This is a genomic window from uncultured Varibaculum sp., from assembly GCF_902489465.1.
Taxonomy (GTDB): domain Bacteria; phylum Actinomycetota; class Actinomycetes; order Actinomycetales; family Actinomycetaceae; genus Varibaculum.
The window spans coordinates 1-15,417 of sequence record NZ_CABTZZ010000042.1 but is presented as its reverse complement, the minus strand read 5'-3'; the positions used below and the strand labels follow the sequence as shown (position 1 = coordinate 15,417).

General features: G+C 50.0%; 15 protein-coding genes. 6 read left to right on the top strand and 9 right to left on the bottom strand.

Going from position 1 to position 15,417, the window contains the following annotated elements; translation table 11 throughout:
- Positions 1-422 precede the first annotated feature (422 nt).
- Positions 423-1,724: an RNA-binding domain-containing protein gene (locus RDM26_RS07350; RefSeq protein ID WP_307738328.1), complete on the top strand. Its 1,302-nt coding sequence runs from the start codon at positions 423-425 to the stop codon at positions 1,722-1,724.
- Between the two features lie 369 nt (positions 1,725-2,093).
- A complete protein-coding gene (locus RDM26_RS07345; protein ID WP_307738327.1) occupies positions 2,094-2,759 on the top strand; it encodes a hypothetical protein in 666 nt (221 codons plus the stop codon).
- Here the strand turns inward: RDM26_RS07345 and RDM26_RS07340 are convergent.
- The 7 genes from RDM26_RS07340 to hemB form a co-directional block, all read right to left on the bottom strand.
- Positions 2,756-3,652: a PfkB family carbohydrate kinase gene (locus RDM26_RS07340; protein WP_307738326.1), complete on the bottom strand. Its 897-nt coding sequence runs from the start codon at positions 3,650-3,652 to the stop codon at positions 2,756-2,758. The two genes, RDM26_RS07345 and RDM26_RS07340, sit on opposite strands and share 4 nt — an antisense overlap.
- Positions 3,653-3,807: 155 nt before the next feature.
- A complete protein-coding gene (locus tag RDM26_RS07335) occupies positions 3,808-4,440 on the bottom strand; it encodes an ATP-binding cassette domain-containing protein (protein WP_307738325.1) in 633 nt (210 codons plus the stop codon).
- A gap of 8 nt (positions 4,441-4,448) precedes the next feature.
- The gene (locus RDM26_RS07330; protein ID WP_307738324.1) at positions 4,449-5,663 is read right to left on the bottom strand and encodes an FtsX-like permease family protein; all 1,215 of its coding nucleotides are present in this window, start codon (positions 5,661-5,663) and stop codon (positions 4,449-4,451) included.
- Positions 5,660-6,946 (bottom strand): FtsX-like permease family protein, encoded by a 1,287-nt coding sequence (locus RDM26_RS07325; RefSeq protein ID WP_307738323.1) that lies wholly within the window; start codon positions 6,944-6,946, stop codon positions 5,660-5,662. The genes RDM26_RS07330 and RDM26_RS07325 overlap by 4 nt, the downstream gene beginning before the upstream one ends.
- A 288-nt stretch (positions 6,947-7,234) precedes the next feature.
- Positions 7,235-7,756 carry a DUF4870 domain-containing protein gene (locus RDM26_RS07320; protein ID WP_307738322.1) on the bottom strand — a complete coding sequence of 174 codons (522 nt, stop codon included), beginning with the start codon at positions 7,754-7,756 and terminating at the stop codon, positions 7,235-7,237.
- Positions 7,757-7,864: 108 nt separating this feature from the next.
- The gene (locus tag RDM26_RS07315; RefSeq protein ID WP_307738321.1) at positions 7,865-9,478 is read right to left on the bottom strand and encodes a ribonuclease H-like domain-containing protein; all 1,614 of its coding nucleotides are present in this window, start codon (positions 9,476-9,478) and stop codon (positions 7,865-7,867) included.
- Between the two features lie 7 nt (positions 9,479-9,485).
- On the bottom strand, positions 9,486-10,481 hold the full coding sequence (gene hemB, locus RDM26_RS07310) for a porphobilinogen synthase (RefSeq protein WP_307738320.1): 996 nt from the start codon (positions 10,479-10,481) through the stop codon (positions 9,486-9,488).
- 191 nt (positions 10,482-10,672) lie between these two features.
- Between hemB and RDM26_RS07305 the strand changes: the two genes are divergently transcribed.
- Positions 10,673-11,812: a hypothetical protein gene (locus RDM26_RS07305; RefSeq protein ID WP_307738319.1), complete on the top strand. Its 1,140-nt coding sequence runs from the start codon at positions 10,673-10,675 to the stop codon at positions 11,810-11,812.
- A gap of 39 nt (positions 11,813-11,851) precedes the next feature.
- Here RDM26_RS07305 and RDM26_RS07300 read toward each other — a convergent pair whose 3' ends face one another.
- Complete coding sequence (locus RDM26_RS07300) at positions 11,852-12,502, bottom strand: response regulator (protein WP_307738318.1); 651 nt, start codon at positions 12,500-12,502, stop codon at positions 11,852-11,854.
- A gap of 233 nt (positions 12,503-12,735) precedes the next feature.
- On the opposite strand from RDM26_RS07300, the gene RDM26_RS07295 reads away from it, so the two are divergent.
- The 3 genes from RDM26_RS07295 to RDM26_RS07285 all read left to right on the top strand — a co-directional run bounded on the left by RDM26_RS07295 (position 12,736) and on the right by RDM26_RS07285 (position 14,645).
- Positions 12,736-13,512: a hypothetical protein gene (locus RDM26_RS07295; protein ID WP_307738317.1), complete on the top strand. Its 777-nt coding sequence runs from the start codon at positions 12,736-12,738 to the stop codon at positions 13,510-13,512.
- 95 nt (positions 13,513-13,607) lie between these two features.
- Positions 13,608-14,402 carry a hypothetical protein gene (locus RDM26_RS07290; protein ID WP_307738316.1) on the top strand — a complete coding sequence of 265 codons (795 nt, stop codon included), beginning with the start codon at positions 13,608-13,610 and terminating at the stop codon, positions 14,400-14,402.
- Between the two features lie 39 nt (positions 14,403-14,441).
- A complete protein-coding gene (locus RDM26_RS07285) occupies positions 14,442-14,645 on the top strand; it encodes a hypothetical protein (RefSeq protein WP_307738315.1) in 204 nt (67 codons plus the stop codon).
- A gap of 104 nt (positions 14,646-14,749) precedes the next feature.
- Here RDM26_RS07285 and RDM26_RS07280 read toward each other — a convergent pair.
- Positions 14,750-15,417 (bottom strand): glutamine synthetase family protein (locus tag RDM26_RS07280; protein ID WP_374041831.1); only part of this gene is annotated, 668 nt, incomplete at its 5' end.

The window sequence follows — 15,417 nt, the reverse complement described above, 5'->3', positions numbered from 1 at the left end:
GCCGGACGCACTCACTTCGATGAGTCTTTCACCACCCTCTCAGCACAATTGAATCGAGTAGTTCTTAGTGAGTGCTGGGATCTGTGCAGAGCTCTTCCCGATCGCATCCATTATCACTTCTTTCAACTGGACTCCGAAAACAAGCCAGATAGATGTTGAGTTAATGGCCAAAATGTGTGTACGGGCTCGGCTTTTGCCGGGCCCCTGAAACTATAAGCTGAGGGCTCGAACCCGTGAGGGCTGGCGCGGGGAGGTAGCGAACGCGGGTTGAGCGTTCGCCCGCACCAGTGGTTTTCGGATTAATACCCAAAATATGGATTCGTACCCTCTTCTTGTTTTTTCTAGTCACTTCACGAATACAAACCGACAAGAATGACTACAATAACTATAATGGTGATTAAGAAAACTACAGGAGGTGCCTTATGGCATTTAGTGAGAGCGAAACTATCGAACTCAAGTCTTCGGTTGTTGCAGACCTTTGCAAAGAGGTGATTGCCTTCGCTAACACCAAAGGCGGCACTCTTTACATTGGTGTTGAGGACAATGGTACGGTGATTGGTGTAGATAGTACCGACCGTGTTACCTTGCAAATAAATAACATGGTTCGGGATTCCATCAAACCTGATATTACGATGTTTGTCCACTACGAGACACAGGTGATAGATGATAAACAAATTATCGCCGTGACCGTTCAGGAGGGTACAGACCGTCCTTATTATCTGGGCAGCAAGGGATTAAAGCCCAGTGGCGTGTATGTCCGCAATGGTACATCTACGGATCCTGCCTCTGATACCGCCATCCGAAAAATGATTAAAGAAACCGATGGCGACAGTTTTGAAACTATGCGCTCTTTGGAGCAGAATTTGTCATTTCAGGCAGCTGAAGCACAGTTTGCCAAGAGGAAGGTTCCCTATGATGCGGCTAAGATGCAGACTTTGGGAATGGTTTCCTCGGACGGCATTTACTCCAATTTAGCGTTGCTTCTGTCCGAACAATGTCCGAATACCATCAAGGCTGCAACCTTTGCTGGTGTTGATCAGAGCGTATTTCAAGATAGACGTGAGTTTACTGGTTCGCTGTTTCAGCAGATGGAGGATTTGTATGCCTATATCGATCTGCACAATCAAACCAAGGCCACATTTGAGGGACTATACCGAACTGATACCAGAGATTATCCAGAGGACGCTCTGAGAGAAACATTGATGAATTCTCTGGTGCATAGAGATTACTCTTTTAGTGCCAGCACCCTTGTCAGTATCTATAATAATCGAATCGAATTTGTATCCGTGGGCGGTCTGCCTGCCGGAATCACTTTGGATGACATTATGCTCGGACTCTCCGTTTGCAGAAATCCGAAATTAGCAGCTATCTTCTATCGCTTACAGCTGATTGAAGCTTACGGAACCGGTATGCCTAAAATCATGAAAGCATACGCAGGCACAGGGTTAGAGCCTAAAATTGAAGTAACAAACAATGCTTTCAAAATTACACTTCCCAATAGAAATGTTGCTAAGACAATGGCCACCATGTCTAACGAACGTAAATCCAATGAAGAAAAAATTCTGGATCTGATTGACAAAAACGGCTATGTAGTACGTAGCGATGTGGATCAACTGTTGGATGTCAGCCAAACAACGGCCAGCCGTATTCTAAAACGCATGATTACAGACGGCTTGATCTATCAGGACGGAAGAGGCAGAAAAACAAAGTACAGAAAAGGTTAACCGTTTGCAACGAATGGCTCATTAAGAAAACCTTGGAATAAAAACAAGGAGAGAAACAGGAGTGTCCTAGGTTATTAGGGGGTTAATACCCAAAAGTACACCATGTCTGCCACGCTTCACTCTGATTCCTATAGCGCCGGTTGCCTCAATCCATTTCGATGGAGTCAAAGTAAAACTATTTAGACCAGCATTCTTTCTAAAGTCATCGAATTCGATGACATTTAAGTCAGGGTTGTTTGAAATCTCCCAAATTCCCAGGAGCTCATCCGTGTTGCGTTTTCGCATCAAGTTACCAATGGCATTACCTGTCGTAACTCTTTCTATATCAGTAAAATCAAAGGAGTAAAATTCCTGTTAGGAGGGTTTCGAGTGAGGATTTATGAATTTGGATGCCTGGAATATCTTGCGCGAGATTTATGCCACCAGTTGCGTCCCGGTCGCAGTATTGTCGGTATCGTTGGCGCTCCTGGTGCTGGAAAATCCACGTTAGCGCAGAAACTTGCCGATTATTTAACGGATGTTCTAGACATTCATAGTGCGTACCTGCCTATGGATGGTTTTCATTTTTCGAATGCGGTTTTGCGACAAAAGCAGCTCCTAGACCGTAAAGGCGCTCCGGACACTTTTGATGTAAATGGGTACCTTAATGCACTGCAACGGTTGCGGGAGATAGTAGACTACCCTCTTTTCGTCCCTACCTATTCACGCAGGCTACACGAGCCGATTGCTGCTGCCATTGAGATAAAACCAGACACTCAGGTTGTTGTTACTGAAGGGAACTATTTGGCCTTCCAAAATGGCGATTGGGCAAGTGTCAAGCAAATGCTAGATATCCTGTGGTATTTGGATACTGATGTTTCATTACTTAAAGATAGGCTCATTGAAAGGCAAATGGCTGCGGGATACTCCCGAAAGCGCGCGGTCAAATGGTTCAACGGAGTTGATTCACCCAATATAGATATCGTTGAAAGCACCAAGCCCGAAGTCGATGCCCTAATCAGAATACTTTTTGAAATCCCGGTAGAAGACAACTAATTATCTTCCAACCACTTACGAGTACCGAAAGATTGGATCGATAACGCTGCGATCTTGGTAGCTTTGGCTAGCGCTTTTGAGAAAGAATCTGGCGAAAGCTCTTGCTTGCCCAGTGCCTTCACGAAACCTCCATGAAAGAAGTCCCCGGCACCGAGAGTATCTACGACCGGAGTCTGGCAGGTTTTAACAGTTCCCCTAACTCCATCCGCCGAATAAATGATTGGTCTGCTGCCTCTGGTAATCGCTGAATATGTGATCCCGAATTCTGCTAGATAGTTGAAGAGGTCTGTGGAGCTGCGACCTGCTGCAAATGGTTCTGAAACAATGGCAATATCGACAAACGGTAACAGTTCCTCGGTGTAGCTTTTTACGCTCCCTCCATCTAAAACCGTAGTTATTCCCGCACTTCGAGCCCGCTTGAGCACCTCTAGGGTGAGATCGGTTTCGTAACCATCGGTTTCCACAATATCGAAATCCTCGACCTCAATATTTAGCGCGCTAGAAGCAGACACTATCATTCGCTGGTCAGTAGCAGAAACTACTGCCCTATCTCCGGTTGATTTAGTTACTAAAACTGTGGCCACGGTCGAAGGGGTGTTTTCAGGTAGTAAGGATGCCTCCAGGCGAACCTGGTTTTTTTCGAGGTCTTCGCGAATCAGTTCGCCGATTCTGTCACTTGATATCCGGGTTACCAGAACCGCATCGTCGCTATCTTCTATGCCAGTGCCTAACTTGGAGTATCCGCGTGCAAAGGCGATCGCAGCGTTGGCGGCAGGTCCCCCCGCGGCGAATGTGAAATCAAGAGCTCGGGTTTTCTCATTTTCTGCGGGGAGCTTTTCCACCAACTGGATAACATCTAAGGTTGCGAGACCTACAAATAATCCCTTCGTCACCTTGTCGCCACCTCCTCGCCTGCAGTACGCCTTACCGCAGATTATCGTCCTTAATCCAACAATAAGGTTTTGCCCTTTTGTAACCTTAACAGCAACGCTCTCTCAGTTATCTACGTCCAGCGAACCTTTGGCAGATAATTCCCGGCTTTGGGAGATTACGCTTCCACTAGCTTGCGGCGATTTAGACGTAAAGTAACGTCGGCGCTGCGGGCTAGTTGGCGCGAATGGGTCACCACAATCACGCATTTTTCCTGTTCATGAGCTGCCCGCTGCAAAATATCGATTACTTCGCGGGCGGTATCCTCATCCAAATTCCCAGTAGGTTCATCCGCCAAAATAATCGGAGCCCCTGACACTAGCGCTCTCCCGATAGCCACTCGCTGCTGCTGACCCCCCGAAAGCGCCATTACGCTGCGCCGCGCCTCCTTTTCAGACAGCCCCAGCTGGGTCAAAGTCTCAATCCCGGCTTTCCCATTCACCAACCGCAGGTTTTCTAACGGAGTCAAATAATCAATCAGGTTATAGTTTTGGAAAACCAGAGAAATCTGTTTCTTCCGATGCTGGGGATAGCCAGTTTCCGCAATATCGGTGCCATCAAAGCGCACCGCCCCGGAAGTGGGCTTATCTAAGCCTGCCAGCAGGTTCAACAGGGTGGATTTTCCGGCACCTGAGGCGCCGACAATCGCATAAAACTTCCCGATCTGAAAGTCGGTGCACACATCAGCCAGGATCTGGGTACTGGTGCCCGGATAAACATAATCAAGGTGATCTAACTGCAAAATGCTCATATTGTTTCCTAACTTGTTTTTGCGAGAATAGCTCGCGGGGTTTGACGAAGCAGGGGAACGGTCGCTAATAGTAGCGCCGCGATAGTAATCACATATCCGAGGGCGAGGGCGGCCAGGATGCTCCCGGCGCTCCCACTCGCAGACAGGGAGGATAGGGAGGGGCTAGCAGATTTGGCAAATACCAGGGAAGACACCTCATCCGACAGCAAGAATCCCAAGGTGGTCCCGATAGCGCTACCCACCAGCGCCAAGAAAGCAGTCTCCAAGGCAAGTTGCCCCAAGATATTAGCCTTGGTTTTACCTACTGCTAAGAGCACCCCGATCTCGCGGGTGCGTCCTCGGATCCAAAAGACCATAATCAGGGCGAGCGCGGCTAGACCGGCTCCTCCTACCCCCACTGCCAGTGCGGTGAGCAGCTTATTTACCCCAGACAGGGTAGCGAGTACCCCCGCGAACTGGGCGGCATTAGATTCGAAACTCAGCTGCGAATCCACCTGCTTAGCCGCACGCAACGCGGCAGGTAGCGCGCCTGCATCCTCGGTAAAATACCTTGCGGTGGTCAGTTCTTCCCCGGACAGGCGCTGACTGTTAGCCAGATCAGTAAAAATCTGGTTCTCAGAAGCCCCGGCAGGAAGTCCCCCGGGGTTCTCAGTTTTTCCGCTGAAAATCCCCACTACCGGCATATTTACGATAGTTCCATGGGTGCGAAGGCGTAGCTGACTGCCAATATGCAAACCATTGCGCTGAGCAAACTCACGGTGAATCAGCGCGCCGCTCCCGCTTGCAGCCAGATGCTTGCCGTCCTCTAGCCGATACAACCTCCCCATGAAAGACGGATGCAACTGGCTATTAGTAGTCCCGATAATCCCGGCGTCACCCGCAAATTCGCCGTCAAGTTGCACCCCGGAAGCAGTGGACACCAGTTGCGCGCCCTCAGGCTTAGCCAAACTTTCTTTTTCGAAAGCCGAGCGTTTCACCTGTGGCAAGTGGCTCAGCTTTTCTGCTCGCGCTAAAGAGATAGTCCCACTTTCGCTGCTGGCAACAAATCCCGCGTTTACTCCGGAATTAATCGCTCCAGATATCCTGGCCACCTGCGCGCGCACCCCTGACTGCGAAATCAGGGCGGTAAATACTACCGCCATAATCAGCGTGAGCAGCAGGGCGCGGCGTGGGCGGCGACTAAGCGAACACCAGGCGCGCCGCCAAATACTAAGCTCCCTCATTTGATATCCACCAAGAGGGCGCGCGGGGGGCGGCGCAGCATCGGGAACGATGCTGCCAGTACACAAAGCACTGCTACCAGTAAAGTTAGCAAAACGGCAGTTATTACCGAGGGGGTAGACAGGGATACCGCTAGAGCATCCAGAGTCTTAGTGGCTGCTGAAGATTCCATATCGGCGCCTGCCTGTCCGGCTTGTGCCAGTTCTTGCATTAGCGAATCATTCACCGAGGCTAATGCGGAATCACCTAGCCATTGCGAGATTGACCCAGAAATAAAGAACGCCAAAACGAAAGCCGGGATTGCGGTGATCACCAGTTCGCACAGGTACTGGGCAAAAATACTTCCTTTTGAAGTGCCTACCGACAGTAGCACCCCGGTTTCTTTCTTACGTTCATTCATCCACAAGAAAAGTACTAGCGTTAAAATTAACAGCGCAAACCCAAAAGCGACCATTTTAGTGGTGCTCATCAGGGAATTTATTCCACTAAGTGCTCCGGTAATCCCCGCTAAATACTGGGTGGCGGGCGATAGTTGGTAGTTGCGCCAATCAATCTTCAGGGAGCCAGCTTTCTTTTCTGCCTCCTCTAAATCACTCTCGGAAGCAACGAAAAAGTTAGCATCCTGGTAAATCTCATTATCTGCGCTCATCTGGTAAAGCGCGCGGGTGGTATCCAAATCCGTGTAAACAGTATTGGCAAAAAGCTCACTGCGTTGAGCCGCCTGTCGATTATTGGAGCCGCGCACCAGCCCCACTATTTCCATTTCGGTTTCCGTGGTTGATTTCCGCAAATTGTCCACGTCATAGGGGTTGCCTTTAAGTTTCAGTTTGCCCCCGATTTTCAGGCCATTAGCTTTCGCCAAATCTTCATGAATAATCGCTTTATGGTGATCACCAGGCTGCAAATGCCGCCCTTTCACCAGGGTTAATGCCCCGGAACGAAAGTTGTTGTCGATATCGGTGCGGTTGACTCCCCACACGTTCACTGCGTTTCCGAACTGGGCTTCCTTTTTTGCGTCGTAATCATTGGTTCCCAGTTTCTGGGTCTGAGCTCCCACTAAATCAGCAGTGACGTTTTGCCGAGCCACATAATTTTTAACCTCAGGCAGTCGCGCGATCTGGGCAATATCTGCAGGCTGAACAGTTCCGGCTCCCCGCGGGGTGCCCTGATTGAATTGGGGATTATTTCCGAGGACGAAACCGGCACCCGCTTTGGCTTCTACTTTCGCGCCCTCACGCGCGCTCGCCCTCTCGATAGCATCTGCCGACATTAATACAGTGGCCACCAAAGTGAGCACCGCGAATATAACAATAGTTCTAACTGGTTTTCTGACAACGTAGCGCCAGGCTCTTCCCGCGAAGGACAAGTCCAGATCCTTTCAAAACAACCCAAGAGCAACTTAGGTAACCCGAATAAACATGAGCTAGCTTTGCTACCCGGGCTGGAAGAAACCTGGAACAGGGACAGGAAGAATCTGAAAATGAGAATAATTGGGCAGCGAGAATCCGCTTACCAGGAAGATTGTCCGTTACGTATCCTAGGTCACAAATAGTTTCTAGGGTTTCTCAAAGAGTTAGTCAAGAAGATTAATCCCAAACGGGTAGTGATAAAACTCCCTATTGGAGGCTTTGACCGCGCCTTTAATCGAGCACACTAGGGTCATTATGAAAACCACTACAAATGCGATGATGGATAAAGGTATCAAGATTACGGTGAAGCAAAGTATCCAAGCCACCACGGAAGTAATGGTCATCGCCAAGTTAAAGTTAAAAGCACCGGCGGCAGCGTTACGCACGAAGGCACTTTTGTCTTTGTAGATAAACCAGACAATCAGCGGTCCCACAAAAGTCAGCCAACCAGCAGAAACTACCATTGCAATCACGGCTGCTAAGTGCGCCAGAATCGCCATAGTACGCTCATCGGAGCTAACTTGACCGCTATCAGAATTAGCGCTGGGAGCGGTGGGCATCGTGGGGGGATAAGACCGGTATTCGTCCCCGGAAGCATATTGGGGGAAAGAGGGGTTGGAGGTTTCGGGTTGTCCGAGAGGCTGTTGGCCGCTGAAATTGTCTGCTTGGGGTTGATTATCACTCATACCCCCATTTTCCCATGAGGATAGAGACCGCAACAGTAGAGCTAGCTGTAATTTTTCTTCAGCGAAAAATGCAGCTTAAAGCGCGGTAGGTAGAGCTGCTACGGAAGTTTACTTGGTGTCAGGGTGAGCGCTACCATTTACGGCTCTAGGGCGTAGGCGGTGACGCTGAGCGATTAACCAGTGATGCAAAAGTGCGGTTGAGCAGCAGTCATATTCGTTATAGAGGGCGAGAAGGCGGAGCTGCTCTGCGTCCTCAGCCGCTAGCTTAGCTCCAGGTTCGAGGACGCCTTTTCGCGCCAGCGTATCGTACACAATCACCGAATCCGCGCCATTGTCCAAGTCCTCTGAACGCATCCAAGACCCCATATAGAACGGTTCCATCTCTTTAAGGGAATATCCGCCTTGACCGGTGCGAATAGCTGATTGCACCACTTGCTGCAGGTCGCGCATCGGGCCGTTAGCTGCCAGTAAATCGCGCACTTCACTCGCTAAGAGGTCGTGGCGAGACGATAAACGTTGCAGGTAGAGGCGTTCTTGTGGGGAATAATGATAAATACGCATCCCAGGAAACCGCCGGAAACGCTGTCGCAAAAAATCCAGTAAAGCGATTAGTAGCTGGCGTTCCTGGGCGCGGTTATGCGCCCAAAAACTCTGATATTTTCCCCCGATGCGCTTCGATAGTTCCCCTACTTCCTCCGCTACGTTTGTGCTGCCTGCTGCCGGTAGGGCATCTTGGCCGCGAATCGGCAGTGCCGGGGTTAAAGATTTTTGCTCCCCCCAAGAGTCTTCGTCAAAACAAACCAAACCACCCAGGTAAATCAGCCCGGTATGGTCTTTGAGTGTCCATCCCCAAAGGGAGTCATTCTCGAAATCTAAATACACATCCCCCGCCTGGGGCGCGGAAAGATCCATAAGCGCCGGAGCCAGGGGATTAGTTTCAAGCAACAGTTCTGCGGGGTTTTGACTGACCTGTAAGCGGGCTTGTCGGATTAGCTCTGGGCTGTAACCATCTGGAGGATTTGTAGCAAACTCGCTGGCAGTAAAAATACTCTCGGATCGCAGCTCCCGGCGCAGTCCCGGGCCCACCCCGCTGATCAACAGGGGGTCATCGAAACGCGCTAGCGCCCAGGCACAGTGCGAACAGCTTCCGCACACGGTATCGAGGGCGCGCCACGCGTCCTTAGGGGTAGCAGACAGTAAATCCTGGTCGCTCCTTAAAGTGCGCGCCTGCTCCGCAATAGGTTCCCACAGTTCCTCTAGTTCTAGTAGCGGAAAATCTACGGTTTTACTGTCTGCTAGCAAGATTTGGGCGAAGGGCGCGAGCTCGTCCTCTAAAGTGGGAAAAGCAGCGTTTAACAACTGCTGATTTGCGCCAGCTAAATGGGCGAAACCCGCCAGAAGATGTACTGAATCTAGGCGGGCATGGGCAGAAAATCGCGGTAACTGCAACACCCAGGATTCGTCCTCGTAAAGGAGAAAAGGAAGCATTCCCGTAAGGTCTGCGCTGGTAACTGCAAGATTTCTTTGAAAAATCTTACCCGCAGCACGGTAGCGGGCAGCCAGCTTTTCTTCCTCGGCGCCAGTCAAATCCCCGATATAACGGTGGAAAACATCGGCAGATTTCAGCTCAGTATTGCCGGTGAGGTAGCACCAGAGCCGCCACTGGCAGTTAGCGGCATGAGCCACTTCGGAAACTGCTAGTAGGCGGGGAGAATCAGGCATTGAGCAGTTACTTTACTCGCTGCGCGTACTCTAGCGCCCAATAGGTGAGCACCGTATCGGCTCCTGCGCGCACAATCGCGTGCAAAGACTCGTCAATAGCACGCTCGCGGTCAATCCAACCATTAGCGGCCGCTGCCTCTAACATCGCATATTCCCCGCTGACCTGGTAGGCCGCGACTGGAACCGGTGACATTTCCGCCACATCAGCCAACACATCCAGATAGTAGCCAGCCGGTTTAACCATCACCATATCGGCGCCCTCGGCTAAATCTAGCTGGGTCTCAAATACGCCCTCCCGGCGATTACGAGGATCTTGCTGGTAAGAGCGGCGATCGCCCTCTAAGGAGCAGGCAACCGCATCTCGGAAAGGACCAAAGAAAGCAGAAGCATATTTCGCCGAGTAAGCCAAAATCGTGGTGTCGGTGAATCCGGACTCGTCAAGCGCCTGGCGAATCACCGCGATTTGCCCATCCATCATCCCGGAGGGAGCAACCATATGGGCTCCGGCGCGCGCCTGGCTGAGCGCCATTTTTGCATATAGCGGCAAGGTGGCATCATTATCGACCTGACCGTCAGCGGTGAGTACCCCGCAATGCCCGTGGCTAGTGAATTCATCCAGGCAGGTATCTGCCCCCACTACCAGGTCATTTCCTACTTCTTCGCGCACGGCGCGGATACCGCGATTCAAAATACCGTTCGGATCCCAAGCGGGACTGCCTTGTTCGTCCTTATCAGCGGTATTGGGAATCCCGAACAGCATGATTCCGCCTACCCCGGCTTGCACACATTCGGCGGCCAGTTCGCGAATAGACTCTACGGTATGCTGGAAAACCCCTGGTAGCGAGGGGATCTCTACAGCTTTCTCAATTCCGTCTCGCACGAATGCGGGCAGCATCAGCTGGGCGGGATTGACCCGGGTTTCAGCGATTAGGTTGCGCATCGCGGGGAATGCCCGCAGGCGGCGAGGACGAATAGTCGGTTTCAGCATAAAGTCATCTGTCATTTTCTCTCCCTAGCTATCTGCCCCGATTCTAACGCACCCATATGGCGCTTTCAGAAAGTCTGCGTGCGCCAGGGAATAGTACCTAGCGAATACCGCGTTGATATGCGGTTATTTAGGGGTGAGTTGCTGACGCCATCAGGAATAATTCTTAATGCCCACAGTGACCAGGAGATTCTCAGTATGATTTTCCTGTGGATGCGGTATTTAAGGTTCTGGGCTCGTATTTATATTTCGATCGGCAAACTTTAGGGAAGAAGTTTACCCGTAAGGTTTTATTACTTCGAGCCATCATTATTACAGTTGCGGTTTTTGACTGCCTATTTTTACTGTACGACGGGATATTAACCCAAGAATTTGATATCGGATATCTGCTGGCTATCGAGGCGTTAGTCATGGCCATGTTAGCGATACGTTTCCCGGTTTTCTGGATAGGTTACGCGCTCACTTCGGTCGCATTGATTGGGGGAGATGAGATTTATTGGGCGCCGATTTTCCCCGCCTCCAATATCGCCCTCTTAGATACTTTTTCTTTCTCCCCCAAACGCTTAGGGCCAGCAGTATTGATTCCTACCGTAATCAATGTGTTCTTCTTTTTCGTGTGGGCATACCCGGTAGATTTCGAGGCGGTAAGCGCTTTTTCGGATGTGGCATGTTTTTCGGTTGCCGGGATTTTAGTAAAAACCTGGATGGATCGTTCTTTTCAGGTAGGACGTGACGAACAGGCAGCCCGGGAGGCGGAGCGGCGGAACCTTAATGTTCGCCTCCACGATAATGTTTTGCGGCACTGCACTCATATTGCGCTGGCTGCGGAACAAAGCCAGCGGGACTTGTTACCTTTAGAGCAGTTTAGAGACACCGCTGCGCACGAAGCCGCGGAAATATCGCAGGCTATCCGCGCCCTCATCAATTCGGAAAAAACCTTGCCGGAAAAGAGTGAGGTGGTGACCCAAAGTTTAGCGGAGGTGCTGTCTCAGGCAGTCACGCGGCTGAAGGAGCAGGGATTCCAGGTTGCTTATCAGTGTGAAAAAACCGGAGAAACTGAGTGTTCTCGGCAGCAACAAGGCACAGTAGCGCAGGTGGTGGCAGAACTTTTTGAAAATGTTTTCCGTTACGGCGATCCCGATTATCCGATAACTGTCGACGCACGGATCTCCGAAAATAGCTTCCGCCTGGAAACCAAGAATCAGATCCGGGGCAGGACAGTAGATTCTTCGAAGATGGGGTTAGGGCTGGCCAGTAAACGGATGCTAGAGATCGGTGGCCTGCTCACCTATGGTAAACGCGCTGAGCAGTGGCAGAACCTACTACAGCTTGAGTTGGGTGGCGACTAGGTAGGTTTCAGCTATTGTCGCGTCCTCGTCACCCCAACCTTAGGGAAGGTTATTTGGGTAGCTGACTGCTCCGTCTTGCACCAGGACAGCTACTGCCGCGGTTCGCGAGGAAGTGTGGGTTTTTTCCAGCAGCGCGGTTACAGTTTCTTTCACCGTGGACAGGGAGTAACTCATTTTTTCTGCGATCTCGCGGTTAGACATTCCTTGTAAAATTAGCTCTGAAACTGCTTGTTCGCGCTGGCTAAGAACAATTTGCGAGGGCGCAGGGATACTTTGAAACAGCCCTTGGACTACGGCGTGGGAGACTACCACGGAGTCTTGCATGATTACTGCGAGGAAACTGGGTAAGTCTTTTAAAACATCGGCTTTATTTAAGAATCCCCGTGCACCGGCGAGCAGGGCGGTGCGGGCTACATCTGCTACTTCCAGGCTCGAAATAATTACCACTTTTTGCTGCGGGTTTTGCTGGGTGATCTGCTTGCAGATTATGTCCCCGGTGGTCTCTCCTAAAAGGTAATCCAATAGCACCAGGTCTACGGGGTCGCGGTGACAGGATTCGCGGGCTTGTTCCGGATTGGAGGTTGCCCAGGAAACCGTGCATTTGGGGGTGGAATTTAGAATCGCTGCCAATGCTTGTAGCGCAAAGGGATCGTCATCAACCAGGCCGATAGTGATTTCTGGTTCGCTCATGGTCACCCCCTCGTTGTTTTTTAGAATATACGTTTTGGCGAGGTTTTGGCTGCAAAACAGCCGGCAGCTAACACTCAGGTCAAAAAGGTGCCCACCGGGTAGCCACCTGGATATTAATCCTGTCCACCTGGCGCTAATATCCAGCCACTTGACCATTGAATTACCCATTTGAACTTTGGAAACATGAAAGTGTCACATCGAAGATTGGCTGAATTCAAGAAAGGAAATCTGAAATGAACAAGTTTTTTCGACGTTCAGTTTTAGTGCTTCTAGGGATTGCTTTTCCTTTGGGGATGAGTTCTTTATCGTATGCCTCCCCGGCGAATTCCCCGGAGGGGTCTGAAAGTGAAACTGGAAGCAGCTTTGAGGTCTCGGATCCTAATGGTTCCAGTGATCAATTGTTTGATCCCTCAGCTGAGTTGTCTAAGTCAGGAAATAATGATTTGAGCACTAATGCGGAAGAGTCTAAGCAAGGAAACGCTAATAAGGCTGTCTTACCGTATGCGCTTGAACCTGTTACTACAGAGCCAGGGATGCATGGAAAATCAGAGATTAATAAAGTGTCAGTCAAGTTTAGGGCGCCTGAAAAGATCTATAATCTTTCCCTTTATGAAGAGTTTGTAGATGAAACAGCCGCGTGGAATCTGATGCTGCGGGATTATCAGCCGGAGATTACCTGGTTGCAAAAAGATGCGAACCTTCCTCCTTTGTCCAAATCTACGGTTAATGAATGGGTTGAAGCGTCAGACGCATCGTTGATAAACGCAGATCCCAGTCTGAAGATGAGTGAGCTAAATTGGTATCTTTTTGGATTTAAAGCCCATAGCTGTAACCAGGAAATTGTTAGAAATCTAGAAAAGGCGGTTGCAGGATTAAATCAAGGTATCCCCCGCGAGGAGATTTCGGCGCTTGCTGAGGCAAATGGTTTGTTAAGCCTGGAAGGCGACAATAATCTTTTTGATGCCGCATATGGAATGCACGCTCCTGAGCTCGAAACCGGTTCCTTTTAACGTCAAGGCGTCGAACACCAATATGACTGCGCGGAATTTGTCTCGCAAGTAATTAGCGCGATAGGCGCAGGCATCATGAAAGGAAGGATTGGACAATGAAATTAACCAAGAAGGCGGGGGCGGTTGTTTTAGCTTGCGTTTTGACGTGCATAACTTCAGTTGGGGTGGGGTATCTGTGGGGTAGTCATGCCGAGGAACACGCCGCTGTGAAAGATGTAGCGGATCTGCCCATGTATAGCTGGTGTTCGCTTTCTACTTTGCGAGATGCGACCGATGCCGGTTACGGGGTGGAGGGAAGCGAAAACCAGTGTTATCAACCAGTAGTTGGCACCATGGAGTTTCAAAAAAAACACTATAAAGTCTTGCTGTATCCGGAATATCTCAACAAAGATAAGGCTTTCGAGGCTTTTAATACCATGTATAAACCCTGGATTGATAACATCCAGAAAAAGCTACGTTTACCTGCCTTCAAACCGGAAAATTTCTCCGCCTGGAGGAATTCCGGCAATAAAGAAATAAGATACCTGAACTCGCTCGATGACTTATCGGGGATGCGGTTTTCAAAAGAACTCAACATTATTCGAGAATTCCTCGAGGGCTATCAGGCAGCGGAAACCAATGCGCAAATGCGTAAAAGTCTAAACGAGTTCGATAAACTCGCGGCTTCATTTTTTAAAGAGGGCGCTCCTGATCGACTTGCCATCGCGGAGGAAGAAGCATCTGATGAAGATGGAGAGGTCAAGATGATTAGAAGAAATAGATACGAAGAAAAAGCAGGTGAGCTTTGTACTGCATTAGTACGAGCCCGAGAAAGCTATCGGCCAGAAATTTCTCGGCAGTACGATAATAAATCTCTAGAAAAACTGCTTATGGCCGACGGCGTTTGTTAAAGTAAATAAAGCTGCAGTCAGCATGAAAGGAAAAACGGGATGCTGAGAATTTTTGCCTGGATATTTACCATTTTGTGTGCAGTGTTGCTGGCTGTGGGGACACTGATTATTTATGTGATCGATACTGACAGCAGTTTTCCCTTTGGTGCCGGATTCATGGTGATAGCCGCCCCAGTTTTTGGGGTGATCGCCGCCGTATTGTGGGGAGTGGAAATCACTAAAACTAATCGCGACCAAAAGTAATAGTTCTAATACTAAAAATCCGCCCCCGCGGCCTCGGAAAATCGCAGGTAAAAGCCATTATTTTTTCCGAGGCCGCGGGGGCGGGATTAATTTAGCAAACAGACCTAAATATCGTAGTAAAGCTGGAATTCATAAGGATGTACCACCTGCCGCAGCGGGGCGACCTCATTTTGTTCCTTGTAGTTAATCCAAGTCTCAATCAAATCTGGGGTAAATACTTCACCTTCAGTCAAGAAGTCCTGGTCAGCGCGCAGTGCCTCTAAAGCGGCATCCAGGGAACAGGGCAGTTTCGGAATGTCATGATATTCGGCAGGTGGTAGCTCATAGAGATCTTTATCGATGGGAGCTGGCGGCTCTAGCCGGTTTTGAATGCCGTCGATCCCCGCCATCAGGCAAGCCGCGAAAGACAGGTAAGGATTCGCGCTAGGGTCAGGAACCCGGTATTCCACCCGTTTAGCTTTCGGGGAAGTACCGGTCACCGGAATCCGGATACAGGCAGAACGGTTACGCGCCGAATACACCAAGTTAATCGGAGCCTCAAAACCGGGAACTAGACGCCGATAAGAGTTAACCGAAGGGTTAGTGAAGGCTAGTAACGCTGGTGCGTGCTGCAACAAGCCGCCAATAAAGTAACGCGCAAGGTCAGAGAGGGAACCATAACCGGTTTCGTCATAGAATAGAGGCTCGCCCTCTTTCCAAAGCGAAAAATGAGTATGCATTTCCGAGCCGTTTTCACCCCCCATAGGTTTGGGCGTAAAGGAGGCGGGGACTC

Coding starts and splice junctions, on each gene's coding strand:
- RDM26_RS07350 (WP_307738328.1), top strand. CDS start 423: ATGGCATTTAGTGAGAGCGAAACTATCGAACTCAAGTCTTCGGTTGTT.
- RDM26_RS07335 (WP_307738325.1), bottom strand. CDS start 4,440: ATGAGCATTTTGCAGTTAGATCACCTTGATTATGTTTATCCGGGCACC.
- RDM26_RS07330 (WP_307738324.1), bottom strand. CDS start 5,663: ATGAGGGAGCTTAGTATTTGGCGGCGCGCCTGGTGTTCGCTTAGTCGC.
- RDM26_RS07320 (WP_307738322.1), bottom strand. CDS start 7,756: ATGAGTGATAATCAACCCCAAGCAGACAATTTCAGCGGCCAACAGCCT.
- RDM26_RS07315 (WP_307738321.1), bottom strand. CDS start 9,478: ATGCCTGATTCTCCCCGCCTACTAGCAGTTTCCGAAGTGGCTCATGCC.
- hemB (WP_307738320.1), bottom strand. CDS start 10,481: ATGACAGATGACTTTATGCTGAAACCGACTATTCGTCCTCGCCGCCTG.
- RDM26_RS07300 (WP_307738318.1), bottom strand. CDS start 12,502: ATGAGCGAACCAGAAATCACTATCGGCCTGGTTGATGACGATCCCTTT.
- RDM26_RS07295 (WP_307738317.1), top strand. CDS start 12,736: ATGAACAAGTTTTTTCGACGTTCAGTTTTAGTGCTTCTAGGGATTGCT.
- RDM26_RS07290 (WP_307738316.1), top strand. CDS start 13,608: ATGAAATTAACCAAGAAGGCGGGGGCGGTTGTTTTAGCTTGCGTTTTG.
- RDM26_RS07285 (WP_307738315.1), top strand. CDS start 14,442: ATGCTGAGAATTTTTGCCTGGATATTTACCATTTTGTGTGCAGTGTTG.